The organism is Bacillus sp. X1(2014), assembly GCF_007678255.1.
In genome coordinates this window covers 419310-439714 of sequence record NZ_VEED01000001.1, presented here as the reverse complement: position 1 = coordinate 439714, position 20405 = coordinate 419310, and the positions used below count along the sequence as shown (strand labels likewise).

Annotated in this window: 21 protein-coding genes; 18 read left to right on the top strand and 3 right to left on the bottom strand. The window is 37.9% G+C overall.

Going from position 1 to position 20405, the window contains the following annotated elements; all coding sequences use genetic code 11:
- Positions 1-5: 5 nt before the first annotated feature.
- Both gcvPA and gcvPB read left to right on the top strand, forming a co-directional pair.
- A complete protein-coding gene (gene gcvPA / locus FS608_RS02330) occupies positions 6-1352 on the top strand; it encodes an aminomethyl-transferring glycine dehydrogenase subunit GcvPA (protein ID WP_144547661.1) in 1347 nt (448 codons plus the stop codon).
- Positions 1345-2805, top strand: coding sequence for an aminomethyl-transferring glycine dehydrogenase subunit GcvPB (gene gcvPB, locus FS608_RS02325; protein ID WP_144547660.1), 1461 nt, complete (start codon positions 1345-1347; stop codon positions 2803-2805). Before gcvPA ends, gcvPB begins: the two co-directional genes overlap by 8 nt.
- 98 nt (positions 2806-2903) lie before the next feature.
- Here gcvPB and FS608_RS02320 read toward each other — a convergent pair whose 3' ends face one another.
- Positions 2904-3287, bottom strand: coding sequence for a rhodanese-like domain-containing protein (locus tag FS608_RS02320; RefSeq protein ID WP_098571143.1), 384 nt, complete (start codon positions 3285-3287; stop codon positions 2904-2906).
- 193 nt (positions 3288-3480) lie between these two features.
- Between FS608_RS02320 and FS608_RS02315 the strand changes: the two genes are divergently transcribed.
- The 4 genes from FS608_RS02315 to FS608_RS02300 all read left to right on the top strand — a co-directional run bounded on the left by FS608_RS02315 (position 3481) and on the right by FS608_RS02300 (position 8916).
- Entirely contained in the window at positions 3481-4317 is an 837-nt protein-coding gene (locus FS608_RS02315) for a lipoate--protein ligase family protein (RefSeq protein WP_144547659.1), read from the top strand.
- A 323-nt stretch (positions 4318-4640) separates the two neighbouring features.
- Entirely contained in the window at positions 4641-7199 is a 2559-nt protein-coding gene (locus tag FS608_RS02310) for a vitamin B12-dependent ribonucleotide reductase (RefSeq protein WP_144547658.1), read from the top strand.
- Between the two features lie 224 nt (positions 7200-7423).
- Positions 7424-7873, top strand: a complete 450-nt coding sequence (locus FS608_RS02305) for a C40 family peptidase (protein WP_144547657.1) — start codon at positions 7424-7426, stop codon at positions 7871-7873.
- Positions 7874-8031: 158 nt separating this feature from the next.
- Complete coding sequence (locus FS608_RS02300) at positions 8032-8916, top strand: patatin-like phospholipase family protein (RefSeq protein WP_144547963.1); 885 nt, start codon at positions 8032-8034, stop codon at positions 8914-8916.
- 48 nt (positions 8917-8964) lie between these two features.
- Here FS608_RS02300 and FS608_RS02295 read toward each other — a convergent pair whose 3' ends face one another.
- The gene (locus FS608_RS02295; RefSeq protein ID WP_306460572.1) at positions 8965-9360 is read right to left on the bottom strand and encodes an SA1362 family protein; all 396 of its coding nucleotides are present in this window, start codon (positions 9358-9360) and stop codon (positions 8965-8967) included.
- A 57-nt stretch (positions 9361-9417) separates the two neighbouring features.
- The gene (locus FS608_RS02290) at positions 9418-10362 is read right to left on the bottom strand and encodes a DUF1385 domain-containing protein (protein WP_144547656.1); all 945 of its coding nucleotides are present in this window, start codon (positions 10360-10362) and stop codon (positions 9418-9420) included.
- A gap of 282 nt (positions 10363-10644) precedes the next feature.
- Between FS608_RS02290 and FS608_RS02285 the strand changes: the two genes are divergently transcribed.
- The 12 genes from FS608_RS02285 (at position 10645) to FS608_RS02225 (ending at position 20405) form a co-directional block, all read left to right on the top strand.
- A complete protein-coding gene (locus tag FS608_RS02285; RefSeq protein ID WP_144547655.1) occupies positions 10645-11142 on the top strand; it encodes a YqhR family membrane protein in 498 nt (165 codons plus the stop codon).
- 78 nt (positions 11143-11220) lie between these two features.
- Positions 11221-12282: a M24 family metallopeptidase gene (locus FS608_RS02280; RefSeq protein WP_144547654.1), complete on the top strand. Its 1062-nt coding sequence runs from the start codon at positions 11221-11223 to the stop codon at positions 12280-12282.
- Between the two features lie 21 nt (positions 12283-12303).
- Positions 12304-12861, top strand: coding sequence for an elongation factor P (efp, locus tag FS608_RS02275; RefSeq protein ID WP_144547653.1), 558 nt, complete (start codon positions 12304-12306; stop codon positions 12859-12861).
- Positions 12862-12995: 134 nt separating this feature from the next.
- The gene (locus tag FS608_RS02270; protein WP_144547652.1) at positions 12996-13493 is read left to right on the top strand and encodes a DUF6803 family protein; all 498 of its coding nucleotides are present in this window, start codon (positions 12996-12998) and stop codon (positions 13491-13493) included.
- A 150-nt stretch (positions 13494-13643) separates the two neighbouring features.
- A complete protein-coding gene (locus tag FS608_RS02265) occupies positions 13644-14093 on the top strand; it encodes a PCYCGC motif-containing (lipo)protein (RefSeq protein ID WP_313958688.1) in 450 nt (149 codons plus the stop codon).
- Between the two features lie 10 nt (positions 14094-14103).
- Entirely contained in the window at positions 14104-14754 is a 651-nt protein-coding gene (locus FS608_RS02255) for a c-type cytochrome (RefSeq protein WP_144547649.1), read from the top strand.
- Between the two features lie 234 nt (positions 14755-14988).
- A complete protein-coding gene (locus FS608_RS02250) occupies positions 14989-16041 on the top strand; it encodes a hypothetical protein (protein ID WP_144547648.1) in 1053 nt (350 codons plus the stop codon).
- A 16-nt stretch (positions 16042-16057) separates the two neighbouring features.
- The gene (locus FS608_RS02245; RefSeq protein WP_144547647.1) at positions 16058-16510 is read left to right on the top strand and encodes a cytochrome c maturation protein CcmE; all 453 of its coding nucleotides are present in this window, start codon (positions 16058-16060) and stop codon (positions 16508-16510) included.
- A gap of 25 nt (positions 16511-16535) precedes the next feature.
- Positions 16536-18518, top strand: a complete 1983-nt coding sequence (locus FS608_RS02240) for a heme lyase CcmF/NrfE family subunit (RefSeq protein ID WP_144547646.1) — start codon at positions 16536-16538, stop codon at positions 18516-18518.
- Between the two features lies 1 nt (position 18519).
- Positions 18520-19026 carry a cytochrome c-type biogenesis protein CcmH gene (locus FS608_RS02235; protein WP_144547645.1) on the top strand — a complete coding sequence of 169 codons (507 nt, stop codon included), beginning with the start codon at positions 18520-18522 and terminating at the stop codon, positions 19024-19026.
- Between the two features lie 12 nt (positions 19027-19038).
- Complete coding sequence (locus FS608_RS02230) at positions 19039-19413, top strand: hypothetical protein (RefSeq protein ID WP_144547644.1); 375 nt, start codon at positions 19039-19041, stop codon at positions 19411-19413.
- Positions 19410-20405, top strand: a complete 996-nt coding sequence (locus FS608_RS02225) for a hypothetical protein (protein ID WP_144547643.1) — start codon at positions 19410-19412, stop codon at positions 20403-20405. The genes FS608_RS02230 and FS608_RS02225 overlap by 4 nt, the downstream gene beginning before the upstream one ends.

The following is a 20405-nucleotide window of genomic DNA, read 5'->3' as shown; positions in this document are numbered from 1 at the left end:
TGTTTATGAAACATCGCTATTTACCTATGACTGAACAAGATAAGAAGGCTATGCTCGAGGCAATTGGTGTTTCCTCTATTGATGAACTGTTTAGCGATATCCCTGAAAAAGTAAGATTTAAGGGTGAATACAATATCAAAGCAGCTAAGTCTGAAACAGACTTAATGAAAGAACTGTTTAAGATGGCTAGCCGGAACGCTGACCTAAAAAGAAATGTTTCTTTTATAGGTGCAGGTGTATATGACCATTACATGCCTGTTATTGTCGACCATGTTATTTCTAGATCAGAATTTTATACAGCTTATACACCATATCAACCAGAAATATCTCAAGGTGAACTTCAAGCAATCTTTGAATTTCAAACAATGATTTGTGAATTAACTGGCATGGATGTGGCCAATTCCTCCATGTACGATGGCGGAACCGCACTTGCTGAAGCAGCGATGCTTAGTGCTGGCCATACAAAAAGAAAAACAATCGTAGTCTCTAGTGCTGTACATCCTGAAGCACGCGATGTCCTTAAAACCTATGCAAAGGGACAGTACCTTAATGTGGTCGAAGTACCTGTAAAAGATGGAGTTACGGATCTAGATAAATTAAAAGGGCTTGTAAATGAGGATGTTGCAGCCGTTATTGTCCAATATCCAAACTTTTTTGGCCGAATCGAGCCTTTAAAAGAGCTTGAAGAAATTATCCACGCCAACAAGTCTATGTTTGTAGTTTCAAGCAATCCATTATCCCTTGGGGTGTTAACGCCACCAGGCAAATTTGGTGCCGACATAGTGATTGGTGATGCCCAGCCGTTTGGTATTCCAACAGCATTTGGCGGACCTCACTGCGGCTATTTCGCAGTTACTACTAAGTTAATGAGAAAAGTTCCTGGACGTCTTGTTGGACAGACAACAGATGACCAAGGCCGCCGTGGGTTTGTTTTAACCTTGCAAGCTCGTGAACAGCATATCCGTCGTGATAAGGCGACATCAAATATTTGTTCAAACCAAGCATTAAATGCCCTTGCAGCATCTGTTGCAATGACAGCTCTAGGTAAAAAAGGTGTACGTGAGATGGCAGCCGCCAACTTGCAAAAAGCGCATTATGCAAAAAATGCATTTAAAGAAGCCGGCTTTAAAGTGATTTATGACGGTCATTCATTTAACGAATTCGTTGTAAAATTAAATAAACCTGTCAAGGAAATTAATCAACAGCTTTTACAAAAAGGAATTATTGGCGGCTATGATTTGGGTCGTGATTATCCAGAACTTGTTAACCATATGCTGATTGCTGTAACTGAACAACGCTCGAAGGAAGAAATTGATACTCTAGTGAAAGAATTGGGGGATTTCCATGCATAATCAAGACCAGGCACTCATTTTTGAACTTAGCACACCAGGCCGCATCGGCTATAGTCTGCCAGAAATGGATGTACCAGAACTAGATCTCAATGGGCTTCTTCCTGATGGTTATATTCGCACTGAAGAGCCAGAACTTCCTGAGGTTTCGGAACTTGATATCATGCGCCACTACACGGCACTTTCAAGAAGAAATCATGGTGTCGATTCAGGATTTTATCCACTTGGCTCTTGTACAATGAAATATAATCCGAAAATCAATGAAAATGTAGCCCGCTTTAACGGCTTTGCACATGTCCATCCGCTGCAAGATGAAAGTTCTGTACAAGGTGCTCTTGAACTTTTATATGATTTGCAGGAGCATTTAATTGAAATTACCGGGATGGATGAAGTAACCCTCCAGCCAGCAGCTGGAGCGCATGGGGAATGGACGGGGTTAATGATGATCCGTGCTTACCATGAAGCGAACGGTGATATGAAACGTACAAAAGTTATTGTTCCTGATTCCGCACACGGGACGAATCCAGCATCAGCAACAATTGCAGGTCTAGAAACCATTACCGTTAAATCAAATGAACATGGTCTAGTTGATCTTGAAGATTTAAGAAGAGTGGTTGGAGAAGATACTGCAGCACTAATGCTAACCAATCCAAATACGCTTGGTTTATTTGAAGAAAACATTCTTGAATTAGCTGAAATTGTTCATGAAGCAGGTGGAAAGCTTTATTATGATGGAGCTAACTTAAATGCGGTTCTTTCAAAAGCAAGACCAGGAGATATGGGATTTGATGTTGTTCACTTAAACCTTCATAAAACGTTCACTGGCCCACACGGTGGCGGCGGTCCTGGTTCTGGACCAGTCGGTGTCAAAGCAGATTTGATTCCGTTCCTGCCAAAACCAATTATCACAAAACAAGGCGAAGAGTTTGTTCTTGATTATGATCGTCCACTGTCTATTGGCCGTGTGAAGCCGTATTACGGAAACTTCGGCATTAATGTTCGTGCTTACACTTATATCCGTTCGATGGGTCCAGATGGCTTAAAAGCAGTAACAGAGTATGCTGTATTGAACGCGAACTACATGATGAGAAGGCTTGCTGAATATTATGATCTACCGTTTGATCGTCATTGTAAGCATGAATTTGTCCTAAGTGGTAGACGTCAGAAGAAATTAGGTGTCCGTACGTTAGACATCGCGAAACGTCTGCTTGATTTTGGCTACCATCCGCCAACCATCTACTTCCCGTTGAATGTTGAAGAATGTATCATGATTGAACCGACAGAAACGGAATCAAAAGAGACATTGGATTCGTTTATCGATATTATGATTCAAATAGCTAAAGAGGCAGAAGAAAATCCAGAAATTGTTCAAGAAGCACCACATACAACTGTGGTCGGCCGCATGGATGAAACAAAAGCTGCTCGTAAGCCAGTCTTAAAATATCAACAGGCTTAATGGGATAGAAAGGTCAGATTCGAAAATGGAATCTGGCCTTTTGTTTTTTCAAAACAAAAAAGGCTTCGGAATGGGTTCCGAAACCTAATGCTTTTTGCTTATTTCTTCGTTTTTACTTTACCAGACCATTTTTTGAACCCGCCTTGAAGTTGGGTTAGGTCTCGGTAGCCTTTTCGATGTAAGAATTGTGCTGCACGGGCACTGCGCATCCCGCTTTGGCAGTATAAGTATACCGGCATATCTGGTCGAATTTCTTTCATGCGCATTTTCATTTGTGACATTGGGATATTACGTGATCCTAAAATATGGCCGCCTTCGAATTCGTTTGCTTCACGAACATCTATTAGTTGTGCCTTTCTGTATCCCGCACGGAATTCTTCTTCTGTTACCGTTTTAACAATCCTTTTCTGATAGAAATAGGTGAAAACGGAATAGATGATAACTGCTGCAATGATAATTAATAAGGGATAAAGTGAACTCAATTTCTTTTTGCTCCTTTCAAGCTTTCCTGCACTAGTTTATTATATAAGCCAATCTCATAAAGATAAAGATGAATGCTAAAAAATCTTTTCAAAACTGCCTAAATTAATTATAGCAGAAACATCTTATTTTGAATCTATATCAGATTTTGGTAGACTTAATTTCGAAATAATATAAAAAAATGAGGTATTTATAATGAAAAAAGAAGTTTGGCGTTTTATTGATACCGGAAATAGTTCACCATCTTTTAATATGGCTTTAGATGAGGCGCTGCTCGATTGGCATAGTGAGGGGAAAATTCCTCCAGTGATTCGATTCTATGGCTGGAACCCGGCAACCCTGTCAGTAGGATATTTCCAAAAAGTGGAAAAAGAAATTGATATGGAAGCAGTTAAAGCACACCAACTAGGTTTTGTCAGGAGACCTACAGGCGGGCGTGGAGTGCTACATGAGCACGAGCTTACCTACAGTGTAATCGTTTCTGAGGACCATCCAGAAATGCCAAATTCAGTGACAGAAGCCTATCGTGTGATTTCTGAAGGTATTTTAAAAGGATTTCACCATTTAGGACTTGAGGCATATTTTGCAGTCCCAAAAACAGCGGAAGAAAGGGATGCCTTGAAAAACCCTCGCTCAGCTGTATGCTTTGATGCCCCGAGTTGGTATGAACTTGTGGTCGAAGGCAGAAAAGTAGCCGGCAGTGCACAAACGAGACAAAAAGGAGTCATCCTTCAGCACGGTTCCATATTGTTGGATTTAGATGAGGATAAATTATTTAGTTTATTTAAATATCCTAGTGAAAGAGTCAAGGAACGAATGAGAAAAGCCTTTAAGGACAAAGCGGTTGCTATCAACGCGATTAGTCCAAGGAGAATTTCTCTTGTGGAAGCAAAGGAAGCTTTTTATAAGGGTTTTGCGGAAGGACTAAATATTGATCTTGAACCTTATCAATTAACTGAGGAAGAACTTGCGTACGTTGATAAAATTGCTAAAGAGCGCTATGAGAATGATGAATGGAATTATAAAAGATAAATCGCGACGATTGCGTCGCTTTTTTGTTTTCTAAAAGAAGCAACCTGCGAAATTTGTTAAATTTTCCTGATTTCTGACGAAAATCGACGAAAAGCTTTTGATTTCTATTAAATATATTATTTCTTGAGTTTGACAAAATAGTTGTTGTTCGTTCCGTATACAATATGTAGTGGTGTCGAAAATATTTTCGGTACTATATATTGATATTTAGTTGATTTATTCTGGGCGGCTATGATAACCTTAAAATACAAACCAACTAGATATAGCGTAATACTGCTAGATTTAGCACAATAGGTAGATATTTACATGAAGGAGTTGTTCTCATGTCTGTAGTTTTTAGACAAACAATGAATATTGATTTTGATAGGTTGAATGAGGATATCCGCTTATTCCCCCAGGTGCATCCAGTTACCCCAGATATGAAAATAACTCACAAAGGTGTTTCTCGTTTGGTAATGTTGGACCGCTATACCTTTAAAGACACTGCAAAAATTACCCTTACTAACGACGACTTCGTTGTTTTAACTATTAAAGAGGATCCGAAATTTCCAGCACGCGGCCTTGGATATATCCAGGAAATCGACTGGGAAAAGAAAAAAGCAAAAGTTCTAGTCGAAGAGGAATTTAGAGGAGTACTCGATGATCCTGAAGAAGCTAGCACAGGTGTGATTGTCAGGTCATTAGATGTGATTGAAAAGCCGTTAGAGCTCTTCTATGAGCAAATTGCGAAGCGTAATGCTACGGGGCTTGCTTCTGTAGAAGAAACGGTAGAGAAGCGAAGAGAATGGACAGAACGGTTTTATCAAGAACTTGTTAACATGAACTTCATTCCTGCTGGGCGAGTCCTTTACGGTGCTGGGGCAGATACCGATGTTACGTACTTCAATTGCTATGTTATGCCTTTCGTCCCAGACTCACGTGAAGGGATCTCTGACCATCGTAAACAGGTAATGGAGATTATGAGCCGCGGCGGCGGAGTTGGTACAAATGGTTCAACATTGAGACCGCGTAATACACTAGCAAGAGGCGTAAATGGTAAATCATCTGGTTCGGTTTCATGGTTGGATGATATTGCGAAATTGACACATTTGGTTGAGCAGGGCGGTTCTAGACGCGGAGCTCAAATGATCATGCTAGCTGACTGGCATCCAGACATTATTGAATTTATTATTTCTAAGATGCAAAATCCTAGAATCCTACGATTCTTAATTGAAAATACAAATGATGAAACGATTAAAAAACTTGCTAAAGATAAGTTAAAGTTTACTCCTCTAACTCTAAGAGAAACTGCAATGTATCAAGGAATTGTAAATTATAAAAACATTCAAGGCTTCGGTGGATTTGATGAAAACATCATTGCTGATGCAGAAGAGAAATTATTAACCGGTGGTAACTACACAGTACACAATTCTGAGTTCCTTACTGGGGCAAATATTTCTGTGTGTTTAACAAAGGAATTTATGGAAGCTGTTGAAAACGATAGTGAATATGAACTGCGCTTCCCATATGTTGAACAGTATGATCAAGAAGAAATGAAAATTTACAATGAAGAATGGCATAAAGTAGGTGACGTTCGCGAGTGGGAAAAACTTGGACATAAGGTACGGGTCTACAAAAGGTTCAAAGCGAAAGAACTATGGAACCTAATCAATATTTGCGCGACCTACTCAGCAGAACCTGGAATATTTTTTATCGACAACGCAAATGACATGACCAATGCAAAAGCATATGGCCAACAAGTCGTTGCAACAAACCCATGTGGGGAACAACCACTTGCACCATTTTCTGTCTGTAACCTTGCAGCAGTCAACTTGGCGGAAATGGCTGATAAAGAAACAAAAACTGTTGATTTTGAAAAACTTAAGAAAACAGTAGCCGTAGGAGTACGGATGCAGGATAATGTCATCAACGCAACACCATACTTCCTTGAAGAAAACAAAAAGCAGGCACTTGGTGAACGACGTGTAGGGCTTGGAGTAATGGGCTTACATGACATGCTGATTTATTGTGAAACTAAGTACGGCTCGCCTGAAGGAAACGAACTAGTCGATCAAGTTTTTGAAGTAATTGCAACTACTGCATACAGAACTTCGATAGAATTGGCAAAAGAGAAAGGAAGTTTTCCATTCTTAACTGGTGATACACAAACTGAAACCAATCGATTACGTCAAGCATTCATCGAAACTGGATATATGAAGAAAATGCCTGATGATATCCGCCAATCTATTTTAGACAGTGGAATTAGAAACTCTCATTTATTAACTGTTGCTCCAACGGGATCCACTGGAACAATGGTTGGAGTTTCAACCGGATTAGAGCCTTATTTCTCATTCTCTTACTTCCGCAGCGGACGTCTTGGTAAATTTATTGAGGTAAAAGCGGATATCGTGAAAGAATACCTAGATAAGCACCCTGAAGCAGATGAAAACAATCTTCCACACTGGTTTGTTACAGCGATGGAACTAACGACAGAAGCACATGCGGATGTTCAATGTGTCATCCAGCGCTGGATCGACAGCTCCATCAGTAAAACAGTCAATGCACCCAAAGGGTATAGCGTTGAACAGGTTGAAAAAGTATACCAGCGTTTATACCGCGGCGGAGCAAAAGGTGGAACTGTTTATGTTGATGGCTCACGTGATTCACAGGTATTAACACTGAAAGCAGAAGAAAACACCAATGAACAATTATCCATTTTTAATGAAAAACCAAAACAGCATGTGGTCCTTGTTGATACAATCAGCGAACTTCGTTCAACAAGTGTTACAATTGGATCTGAAGTAGGAAACACATGCCCGGTGTGCCGTACCGGTAAAGTAAAAGAAATGGGCGGCTGCAATACGTGTACCAACTGTGGAGCCCAATTAAAATGTGGATTATAAGTTTGTAAGTAATTAATGGGGGAAGAATTTCCCCCATTTTTTGCGTGATAAATGTCGATAAAACTGATAAATATTTTAAAATACTACAAAATAAATGAATTTAACTACTTGAATTTTTAGAATAAAGTCGAAATTTGTAATATAACTGTAATCTACCTGTTACTTCGGTGTTACTCTATTTTTGTATATTAATGATATCGAAGCACACAGGGGGATTAAACAAGATGTTGAAAAAAATCATTGCAGCCATAGCTATGACAATTATTCTTAGTTCATTGTTTACCACTATGGGTGATAAAGCGGAAGCAGCCTCTTATCATACAAAAGCAATCAAAGTTGCAAAAGCAAATCTCGGAGTTCCATATCGATGGGGCGGGTTATCACCAAGAGGATTTGACTGCTCAGGTTTGGTTAAATATTCTTATGGTAAGGCTGGCAAAGTATTGCCAAGAACGGCAGCTGAAATGTTCTACAAAAAAGGATACCGTGTTAAATCTTTAAAGGTTGGAGACTTAATGTTCTTTGCCCAAAATAAGGCAAGCAAACCAAGTCATGTGGCGATTTACATAGGTGGCGGTCAAATGATTCAATCTTCATCTTCAAAGGGAGTTTCCATTGCTTCTACAAATAATAGTTATTGGAAGCCAAGATTTATTGGAGCAAAAAGATTTTAATACAAAGTTAAGCGGTTTCAATATCGATAATAAACCAAGAACATTGTGCAAAAACAATGTTCTTTTTTATTTATAAATTTTTTACTTGTCTACCGTACTATTTATTAATGCAACTGCTTAAAGATGTAAAAATAACTTCATCTTTAGGAGTGGCTGCCATGTATATAGACGGCGTGTTTTCTGGAGGAGGTATTAAGGGGTTTGCACTAATTGGGGCCTGCGATGAAATAGAAGAAAAGGGAATGAGATTTGCCAGGTTGGCAGGAACAAGTGCAGGGTCAATCGTTGCCGCATTAATTGCTGCCGGTTATACAAGTAAAGAAATTTTCCAATTAGTTGACGAGTTAGACCTTTCAAAACTACTGGATGCCCGCAAAACACTAATTCCCTTCCCATTTGCAAAATGGCTGTTTGTCTATTGGAAGCTAGGACTTTATAAAGGAAACGAGCTGGAAAAATGGCTTTGTGAAAAACTTGAGGCAAAAGGGTTAAAAACATTCTCAGATTTGCCCCCTCAGGCACTTAGGGTCATCGCTTCAGACCTTTCAAATGGGCAAATGATTGTTTTACCCGATGACTTACAGAAATATGGCATTTCACCAGCCTCATTCCCCATTGCTAAAGCGATAAGAATCAGCTGCAGTATCCCTTACTTCTTTGAGCCAGTAAAAATGCGATCAATGGACGGAATGAATGTATTAGTTGACGGAGGGGTTCTGAGCAACTTTCCAATGTGGCTCTTTGATAAGGAAAATGTACAAAAAGTAAGACCAGTGCTTGGAATTAAATTAAACTCTAGTGAGTATGAGCATGAAAAACATAAGATTAAAAATGCGGTACAATTATTTGCTGCTTTATTTGAAACAATGAAAGATGCCCACGATTCCAGATATATTTCCAAAAAACACGTAAAGAATATAATCTTTATCCCTACGGAGGGTGTTTTATCTACTGAATTTTCTTTAACAGAGGAAAAGAAACGCGAATTATTTAATTTAGGAAAAGAAAAAGCGAAACAATTTTTGAAAACATGGGGATATTGATTTAGAATTGTCTTATGCCTATGCATAAAAATAAAAAAAATCGAGCGCTTATAGAGACGCTCGATTTTTCTTTTTCCCCTTTTTGCCGTCGATTACGGTCAAATGTGCAGGTGATTTCTTTTTTGTCTTGTTGCTTTTCTTTAATGATGCCAACGTCCCGAGAGAGGAGGTCTTAACAGTTCCTTCCCCACTCTTTTGTTGTAATCGTTTTTTTGATTTTTTTGCTGCTTTTAGAAATGCCCGCTGCTCTTTTTTCTGAGGGCTTGAGCCGGTAAACTTTCGAACTAGGAAATAAACGACTAAAACAACCAGTGCCATGACAGCTATACTTTGAATAAAACCGGCTGGATTAGCTGTAAATGTACCAATAACACCAAGTAATGCTAGAATGATAAGTCCCCCAATAACCACATTAACAAATGTCCGATTTTTCAAGAAAGCCACCTCCCTAAGAGCATCTTAAGCATTTTTATAATCTTTTAAACACGATCAAACAAAGATTTAGACAATTTCTTCACTTTCTATGGAGAACTCAGTTTCCTTCTCCATTTTTAATAACCGGTTAAAAGAAAGAATCGCTACTTCCACTTGGTCATCTTGTGGTTCCTTCGTTGTTATTAATTGAAGCCAAAGACCAGGTAACCCAAGATATTTTAAGACAGGAACATCTCTGAGTTTGTTAGTCACTTGAAGGATTTCAAAAGCGATTCCTAGAACAACCGGGATTAAAAGGAGTCGGTCGACAACCCTTAACCAAAGCGGAGTAGTCGGTACAAACATGTAAACAAACACACCTACAATTACAGTAAATAAGATGAAACTACTGCCACAGCGGTAATGGAGTCGAGAATGAGCCTGCACATTTTCAACAGTTAACTCTGCCCCTGCTTCGAACGTATTAATTACTTTATGTTCAGCACCGTGATATTGAAACACTCTTTTTATCAATGGTGTAAGGGAGACAAAATAAATATAGGATATTAGTAAGATCAGTTTAAAAAAGCCTTCCACTAGCACTTGAGCAAAATCTGAAGGGAAAATTGGTTTTGTTAAAACGGCAAGGAACACCGGAATTAATGTAAAAGCGAATTTACCAAATAAAAATGAGATGACACCGATTGCTGCTACACCAAGATACATGGTTAATTTTGAGACTTCTTTTTCTTTTATCATTTCATCTTCTTTTGGGTCAACATCAAATCTTTCCGTTGAGAAGTTTAAATGTTTAGATCCATTTGCACTAGACTCTATAATGGCAATAATCCCACGAAGAAAAGGGATTTTTTTTAACATTGTAAAATAAGGATTTGCTTTACGCGGCAAATGAAAATATTCTACAGATTGATCCTTCCTGCGAACCGCAGTTACATAATGATGTTTTCCACCAAACATTACACCTTCGACAACCGCTTGGCCGCCATAAACAGGTTTTTGAGAACTAGACATATACATAACACCAACCTAATCAAAAGTTGCACAACAGCAGAAGTAGAAAAAATCTGTATGTACTTAATTCTATTCTACTAGAAAAATGAAAAAACCTCTAGGAATGACATAATATTTCCAATTAAAAAGTTTTTTTTTATGCAAGGGATTGTATACCTAAGGACATAATAAAAAATGGAATTTATTATGGCCTTTGTTGACCCTGTTTTTTTAGGGGCAGTATCACAAGAATGACGGCAAATAAGGCAGCGAAGAAGCAGAAAGTTAATGGAGGTTGTTATAATGTCAAATGAGCAAAAAATAGGTAATTATCCTAAACCCATGTCCTTTCCGGTAATGGTCTTTTGGACAGGGTTATTTGGAGGCTTGTTCTGGGGAACAATTGGCTGGTTAGCTTCCTATTTAAGTTTTACAGAAATTCGCCCCACTGTCATCCTGGAGCCTTGGGCTCTAGGCGATTGGAAGCATGAATGGCTTGGTACAATCATTTCCATCATTTTAATTGGAATTTGTTCAGTGGTAGCCGCGTTTATTTACTATGCTGCCTTGAAGAAGTTTAAAGGTTTTTGGTTTGGTCTTGGGTACGGTCTGGTCTTGTTTGCAGTGGTATTCTTTATTCTCAATCCACTGTTTCCTGGAATAAAACCATTCTTTGATTTAAACCGAGATACAATCATTACTTCCATTTGTATATATATCGTATATGGAATTTTTATTGGATATTCCATAAATTATGAGTATCAAAATAATAAAGTTCAAGAGAAAGAGGAGTCAGCCTAAGTTTCGATTAGTCGGATTTGGTAGGTTGTGATAAAATATTTTTGTCCTCATTTGATTTGAAAAGGAGAGTGGAGAGTCATGGATAAAATAGAAAAATTAAGATCGAATTTTTCAACAAAGGGAATTGATGGGATTCTGATTACAAGCCCATTTAATCGACGCTATATATCTAACTTTACTGGCACAGCCGGTGTTGTGTTAATCAGTGCAGATAAAGCGCAGTTTCTAACAGATTTCCGCTATATTGAACAAGCAACTAAACAATGTCAGGGATTCGAAATTATTAAGACTACAGGATCTATCCCTGAGGAGGTAGCGGTACAAGCAAAGAAACTTGGCATTCAAAAACTTGGATTTGAAGAAGATTTTCTAACCTATTCCTCTTTTAAATTATATGATAAGGAAATTGAAGCTGAACTTGTTCCGATTTCTGGAGTAATTGAAAAGTTACGCTTGATAAAGACGGATTCAGAGCTTAAGATATTAAAGGTGGCAGCTGATATTGCTGATGCTGCATTTAAACACATCTTAGACTTTATTAGTCCAGGAAAGACGGAATTAGAAGTATCGAATGAGTTAGAGTTTTTTATGAGAAGAGTTGGTGCTACATCTTCTTCATTTGATACGATTGTTGCTTCAGGTCATCGCTCTGCACTTCCTCATGGTGTGGCAAGTGACAAAGTTATTGAGGCTGGAGATATTGTAACAATGGATTATGGATGTTATTACAATGGTTATGTATCTGATATTACAAGAACCGTGGCAGTTGGCGAGCCGGATGCCAAGCTTAAAGAGATTTATGAAATTGTTCTTGAAGCCCAATTACGTGGGATGGCGGGAATCAAACCAGGATTGACCGGTAAGGAAGCAGATGCAATCACACGAGATTACATAACAGAAAAAGGTTATGGTGAATACTTTGGCCATTCAACTGGACATGGGATTGGACTTGAGATCCATGAGGGTCCGGGATTGTCGCTGAAATCAGATGTCGTTTTAGAACCTGGAATGGTGGTAACATGTGAACCTGGCATTTATATCCCAGGTCTCGGCGGTGTTCGAATTGAAGATGACACGTTGATTACAAAGGACCATAACGAAGCACTTACACATTCTACAAAAGAACTAATCATACTGTAACGATTTTAGGAGGATTTTAACATGATATCTGTAAATGATTTTAAAACAGGATTAACGATTGAAGTCGATGGAGGCCTATGGCGTGTTTTGGATTTCCAACACGTAAAGCCAGGTAAGGGTGCGGCGTTTGTTCGTTCCAAACTTCGTAATCTGCGAAATGGTGCTATTCAAGAAAAAACGTTTCGTGCAGGTGAAAAGGTAGAGAAAGCACAAATTGATAATCGTAAAATGCAATATCTGTATGCAAGCGGCGATAATCACGTGTTTATGGATATGGAATCTTATGAGCAGGTAGAATTACCAGCAGCAAACATTGAATATGAATTAAAGTTCTTAAAAGAAAACATGGAAGTACACATTATGATGTTTAACTATGAGACCCTAGGGGTTGAATTACCAAACAACGTTACTTTAGAAGTAACTGAAACAGAGCCAGGGATTAAAGGTGATACATCTTCCGGCGGTACCAAAAACGCTACTCTTGAAACCGGACTTAATGTTCAAGTGCCTTTCTTTATCAATCAAGGTGATAAATTAATTATTAACACTTCTGATGGTTCATACGTTTCTCGTGCATAATTGTTATAAAGCCTTAGTCCGATATTTGTCGGATTAAGGCTTTTTTTTAACAATTTCTCCATAGTTTCTCCTAAGTTTCTGCACACTTTTTCACTACATTAAGGGTGTAGAAAAAACTAGAGGAGAAGATGAATATGAATATGACGCATTATATGGGATTGTTAGCAGACAATCAACCTTGGAATTTATTAATTTTTATGGCGGTTCCAGTCATTTGTGCAGAAATCCTTGCGATCTCGGAAATAGCTATATTGTTTACAAGGAAATTAGATGGTGCACTAAAAAAATTGAATAAAGTAACAGGTATCTTTGCAGGTTTTTATTTTACTGGAATCTTTATTTACCTTATGAGAACAGCATACATTCCATTAACTGTTAACGGAGAATGGAAAGGTTGGATTGACGTTGTTGCTGTTACTTTCTATTTACTAGGAATTATCCCATTCCTTGGCATGGCACTGCTTGATTTAGGAATTATTTTTAGAAATAAATCGGAGGAAGAAAAGCTGAAAATTCATGCTATCTTTGTAAGTATTTTTCTGGTAGTTGCACACATCGCAATGATATTTGGGATGATTGATCCATCACTTGGTACCGGTTCAACTTCTAGCCATGAAATGATGAATATGTGATAAAGAATGAATAAGCGATGAGGAAAAAGTTAATAACTTAAACTACTTAAAAAACTTCACGAAATAGTAAGATTTAGTTACTTTTTGACTAATTTCTTTTTGTTAAACTAAAAGAGTATTTAATACTATAGGGAAGGGGGGCAACAGATAATGAAACGAATTACATCTCTCTTGTTCCTTGGGATTTTGTTTGCCATTGTTGCAGCTGGCTGTAGTTCCAAACTAAGTGATGAAACTTGGAAACTTGATAAAAAACATTCGCCATTACCAGATTTTGTTCTGAATACATCTGAAAAAATCCAAGAAACATATGTTATGGCAGCAACATATCCAGAAGTGGTAGCCCAAGTTCCGTGCTATTGTGGATGTGTAAATGATGGTCATAAAAGTAACCTTGATTGCTTCATTAAAGGTATGGGGCCAGAAAATGCTGTAGAAGAATGGGATTCGCATGGTATAGCTTGAGACACTTGTGTCAATATCGCCCGGGAGGCGGTAGAAATGCATTTAAATGGTAAAAGCCCTGCGAAAATTTACGATTTATTAACAAGAAAATATGAAGATATTGGGGAGCCAACCCCAACACCCGAGCCTAAGTAAGGGGTAACCCATGAAAAAAATATTAATCGGATTTTATATTTTGATTATTATTGGTATTATTGTCTGTATAAGTAATAGTGGCATATTCAATAGCAAGAAGTCAGAGGCTATTGCCGCAGGTGAGATAATATACAAAAAAAATTGTATCTCTTGTCACGGTGAGACAGGAAAAGGAGAAGGCTCAAAAACTGGGACAACCTTAAATAGCCAGAATTTTTTAAGCAATGTATCCGATAAAGATCTTTATAATTATGTAAAGTATGGAAGAGATGGCACAGTTATGCCTGCCTATGGTCCAAGACTATCAAACAAGGAATTAAACAATCTTGTTGCTTTTATAAGAGACTGGCAAACAAAGGAAATAGAATTTGATGCCCCAAAAACAATTTCTGGTGATCCTGAGCGTGGGAAGGCACAATTTAACTTATATTGCCTTAACTGCCATGGTGAAGCTGGTGTTGGTAAGGAGAAAATGGGAACGGCACTTTCTAATCCACAATATTTGAAATACACTACTGATAAACAAATTTGGATTGATGCAGCGTATGGTCGTGAAGAAACACGGATGGGACCTTCATTAAAAGGTTTAGAAGGTGCACGTCAACTGAAAGAAAAGGATATTACTGATATTGTTACTTATATCCGATCATTGGAGAAGTAATAAATGAAATATAGTTGTAAGACCTGAATCTATCAAGTGGATTCAGGTCTTTTTTTGCATCATATGCTAAATGTGAACATTTTGTTGTGGATTTTTGACGAAAACGCAACGATTTATATCCTTTAACAAAATGTTCAAGAGTGATTCAACAAATAAGTTCGGATAAAGATTATATTTATTTCAAAGAGGACTATAGTAAAAAATAGTATTTTCTTCAAGTCAAGGAGGATTAAGATGCTAAAGAAAAAGTGGTTGGCATTATTCGTAATCGCATCATTTTTAACGAATTTCATTTTGCCAGAGGCTAGTGCTGAAACAGCCTTTCATGCAGAAAAATTTCCTTTTAAGGAAATGCAGATTCAAGTAATGCCAGAGTTTGATTATCCCGAAGGTTGGTCGCGTGATACTCCGTCCTTATTAGTTGGCCAGTACGGAACCATTACCAATAAAAGTGGTCAAGATTATGATGGCAAGATAGAGATTGCCGTTCCAGCAATGGATAAAGGCTTTGAAGCCTTCTTGGTAGCAGAATTCCCTGAAAAAGATAAGCCTGAAGTACAACGTCCGTATGATGTTGATAAAGAAAAAGGACTTATTACTTGGAAGCCAGCTAAGGCGATTAAGAATAATGAAACTTACGAATTTGTTATTGAGTACTATACTAAGTCGATCAATGTGAAGGACAACAAGACTTTTACATATGAGCTTAAAAATAAAGCTAATATCGATCTTTTAGATGTGATTTTTTATGCTCCCATGGATGCTAAGGAAATTGAAATTGAGCCAAAAGCAGAGAACAATTCGAAAAATGAATATGGAGAAGAGCTCTATTACTACCAATACCAAAATGTAAAAGCTGATGCAGGCTTAAAATACTCCTTCTCGTATAAAAAGGATGGTACTGAATCTACGATGGAGGCTATAAACAAAAAGCAGCCGCCAAATGATGAAAACCATAGTGGTGTAACTGCAACAGATCAAGTTGTTAAAAATGGTGGAGCATCCAATACTTCCAAACGTCCTATTATCGGACTCGGTGGTGCAGCAATCATTGGAATTGCGATAGTTATAGCAGGTCTCTTTGTGTTCCTAGGCTTAAAAGGAAATTCGCACTCAGCGTCTAAGGTTAACAAAAAAACTAAAACACAACCCAGGAACCAAACTCAATCGGCAAAAAAGGACAACAAAATAGCAAATTCTGAGGAAAAGAAAGAATTACGCAAAAAGTTGTTAACAGGAAAGATTGACCAGGAAATGTACGAAGAGGAAATGAAAAAATTAATCTAATGAGGTGATGAGTAAAATGAAAAAAAATACGATTGTAATGCTAGGTGGGTTTATTATTGCGGGTGCCATTGTTTTCCTTTTGATGGCAGCAACTCCTGGATCAAGTGGTGTTGAGTTAACAATGAAGGAGCTTTTGGCTACTCAAGAACAACATAAAAATGATTTTGTTACAGTTGAGGGTTTACTAATAGAAGACTCGATTAAATGGGATGCAAACAAAATTGAATTGAAATTTGATGTGAAAGATAACGACGGTAATGTTATGCACGTCATTCACAACGGAACTAAGCCAGATAATTTCTCAGAAGGTGTGATCACGATCCTCCAAGGGGCACCAACTAAAAAGAACACATTCGTTGCTGAGACAGTTAAAACAAGGTGCCCATCTAAATACGAGGGAAAAGACATCAAAGATTACGATCCAGAAACACATAAAGATAAGTTAAATAAAACACCGAAAGAAAAATAACAGGCTAACTTAAGAAGGTGACGAAATGTATTTATTTGCCAACGCAACAATTTATATAGGCTTAGCCATTGCGATTTATTCTCTCCTTATTATGACGTTGGGAATTAGCACAAAAAATCAAAAGTTCGTTAACAGTGGTAAAGGTGGATTAATTGCATTATTGGTTTGTTCATCACTTGCAATGCTATCATTATTTTACCTTTTAGCAACATCTCAATTTCAATATGAATATGTTCATGATTACACAAGCAGTGAACTCCCTATCATCTATAAACTCACCGCACTATGGGCTGGAAATGCCGGTTCGTTGTTATTGTGGACGTTTTTCCTAACTCTTTACACCTTTATGATTGCTTTCTCACGGAAGTTAAAAGGAAACCCAATGGTTCCATACATTTCTGCCATCTTACTTGCAAATGCGGTTTTCTTCTTCTTTATTCTAGGCTTTGTAGCAAAACCTTTCATTCTATTAGATGAGATTCCAATCGAAGGTAAAGGCTTAAATCCAATGCTTCAAAACCCTGGTATGATTATTCATCCAGTCACACTTTACTTAGGATATGTTGGTCTTGCCATCCCATTTGCCTTTGCGATGGCTGCACTAATCTTAAAAAACGTTGATGATTTCTGGATTAAAATGACAAGACGCTGGACGATTATTGCTTGGTTATTTTTAAGTCTAGGTAATATCTTTGGCGGGCAATGGGCTTATGTTGAACTTGGATGGGGCGGATACTGGGCGTGGGATCCAGTTGAAAATGCTTCCTTTATGCCGTGGTTAACGGCTACTGCATTCCTGCACTCTGTTATGATTCAGGAACGAAAAAACATGTTAAAGATATGGAATATTAGCTTAATCATTGTTTCCTATGCACTTACTTTATTTGGTACATTCCTTGTACGAAGCGGGGTACTGACATCTGTCCATGCCTTCGCCAATTCAAACCTAGGATTATACTTCTTAATCTTTATGGGCGTGGCGGTCATAGGAGCGCTTTATGTATTGATGAGCCGATACAACCTCCTTAAAAGGAGTGCAGGTGAATTTAACTCCTTTGTCTCTAAAGAAAGCAGCTTCTTAATCAATAATTTATTACTTGTTGGTGCCGCCTTTGCTGTATTTTGGGGAACCATTTTCCCTTTAGTATCGGAAGCTGTACGTGGTACAAAAGTTACGGTAGGACTTCCATTCTTTAATAAGGTTGAGGCACCGATTCTATTATCAATGATGTTCATCATGGCGGTTTGTCCGTTGCTTGCTTGGCAAAAATCTACCGTAAAAAATCTTAGGAAAAACTTTATGATTCCAGCTATCCTTGCGATCCTAGCAATGATTTTAATGGTAGTTTTAGGAATTCAAAAGGCCTGGGCAGTCATTGGTTATGGAGTTATCAGTCTATTATTAATTACCCATTTCTTAGAGTTTTATAGAGGTGTGAAAGCTAGAAGAAAGATGACCAAGGAATCTCCACTAGTGGCCCTCTATCGTTTAATGATTCGAAATCGGCGCAGATATGGCGGATATATCGTTCACCTTGGAATTGCCTTTATTACGATGGGGATTATAGGTTCACAGAATTATGATTTACAAACTATGAAAACAGTCGATTTAGGAAAGTCAATTGAATTAAAAGATTATCGAATCAACTATGATCGGCTAGATCAGAAAAAAGAAGGAATTAATGACATCGTTTATGCCGATGTAACTGTATTTAAAAATGGTAAAAAGCTGGGCACATATCAGCCTGAAAAGGTGTTTTATGGGAACTGGGAACAGCCATCTTCTGAAGTTGCCATTATTTCCTCACTTAAGGAGGACTTATACATCGTCTTGAGTGCATGGGAAGACGATGGAAAAGCTACCTTTGTTGTAAAAGTTAATCCAATGATGAATTGGTTATGGATCGGATCTTTCATGATAGTTATTGGTGCACTGTTTGCCGTTTGGAATGGAAAATATGGAAATGTTACTCCGAGATACACAGGAGTTCGCAAAGAGGTGTCTTAATATGAAAAATAAAATTTATATTGGGCTTCTCCTCATCTTGGTCGTTTTTCAAGGATCATTCCTTCGTGTGGAAGCTGCAAAACAGATTGACTATAAATCTGCCGAGTTCAAAGCAGTTGCTCAGCAGTTCGCCTGTACATGTGGCTGCGGCCAGGATCATTATGAATGTGATCCCAATACATGTAATCTAACAACTGAGTTTAAAGCAGACCTAGTTGAGATGATGAATAAGGGCTGGGATAAGGATAAAATACGTGAATATTACATCAATATTTATGGTGAAGAGATATTAACCTCACCGGAGAAAAGTGGCTTTAGTCTAACCGCTTGGGTCCTGCCGTTTGTTGTAATCGGAGCTGCTGGAATTGCTGTGTTTTTCATCATCCGTAAATGGGTGAAGAAAAAAGGAACAGAAGAAGGTGTAGCGGAATACGAAAGTCCCGAGGATGAAGTAGAAGGAGAAATCCTTTCATCTATCATTGATGAAGAACGCAAAAAGTATCTTTAGGATGTGAACAATATGCAAGATATCACCGTCATTTCGATGATTTTTACAACCATTTTAGCGCTTGCTTGTCTATTTCTAATCTTATCACCTTTATTTAAGTGGGATTCTTATATACAGGTTTCTTCCAAAGGAAAAGATATCAATGCTACAAAAGAAGCACTTTTGACAACTCTTAATGAAATAGAATTTGAGTTCAAGATGGATAAAATCTCACATGCTGATTATAAGCATTTAAAGAAACAATATGAGACAGAAGTGGCTAGTATTATGAAGGAAGAAGAAGAATTAATGCAAACGAATATCGACAGAGATTTAATGGATGAAGTGGAAAAAGAAATTGAAGCTCAGATGAAGACCTATAAGAACAAAAAGGGGGAAGGAAAGTGATCAAAAAAATCACCATTTTCTTCCTCGGGCTGATGCTGTTAGTCCCATTACATAGTTTAGCGGCATCAGATACAAAAGTTTCGATTGATATGCATTATATCGTGATTAGTCCTACAGAAGACGGTGGGACGAATATGATGAATATGGTTAACTATACAAATACCACTGGCCAAGAATTTAAAGGTGACGGAAAAAGTGAAGCAGTCTTAAATGTAACCCTCCCTGAAGGAGCTGAGGATCTTAACTTTTTAGATAATCAAATTGCTTTTAAAGAGATAGAAAAGGGTTTCATTACAACAACACCCATTCCAGCCAATCAAACGATGGTATTGCCGTACAGCTATAGAATGGCAAAGGGGAAAGAAATAGGTTTAATAAATGACTATCCCGTACAAATGATGCAGATTCTCGTTCCAGAAGGACGAGGAAGTATTGAAGTGAAGGGCGCTGAAGCGACAAGTCAAGGCAGCTTCAAATTTGATGACCAGAATTACTTTGGCTATAGTATTGAAGGACTTAAGGCTAACCAGACGTTTACTCTGGTTTATAACAAAGATGTTCAGCCGCCAGCAGATGAGACCAAAAAGGCGGAAACAACTAGCGAAGGTGGAAATAATAGCTCAGTCACACATACAGCTCCTGCTTTCCATAATCCTGGCCATTTAAGAATTTGGGCGCAGTCTTCATTACACCGTTTTAACCCGCACGTGTTCTTGATTATTTTAGTGGCGATTGTCATTGCAGGAATCTCTTATTATATCTATTTTAGAAGGAAAGCAAGAATACTAGACGAACGCCTTGGAGCAGATAAGGAAGAGAAGGCATTTAAACTATTAATGACCAAGCAAAAAGCAATTATGGATAAGATCATTGAATTGGAAGAATCCTTCGGTGATGGGAAGCTTTCAGAGGATGAATATCACGCAAAGCTTGAAGCTTATAAACAACATCTTGTCCAAGTAAAATTAAATCTGCGTAATTTTGTAGAGTAG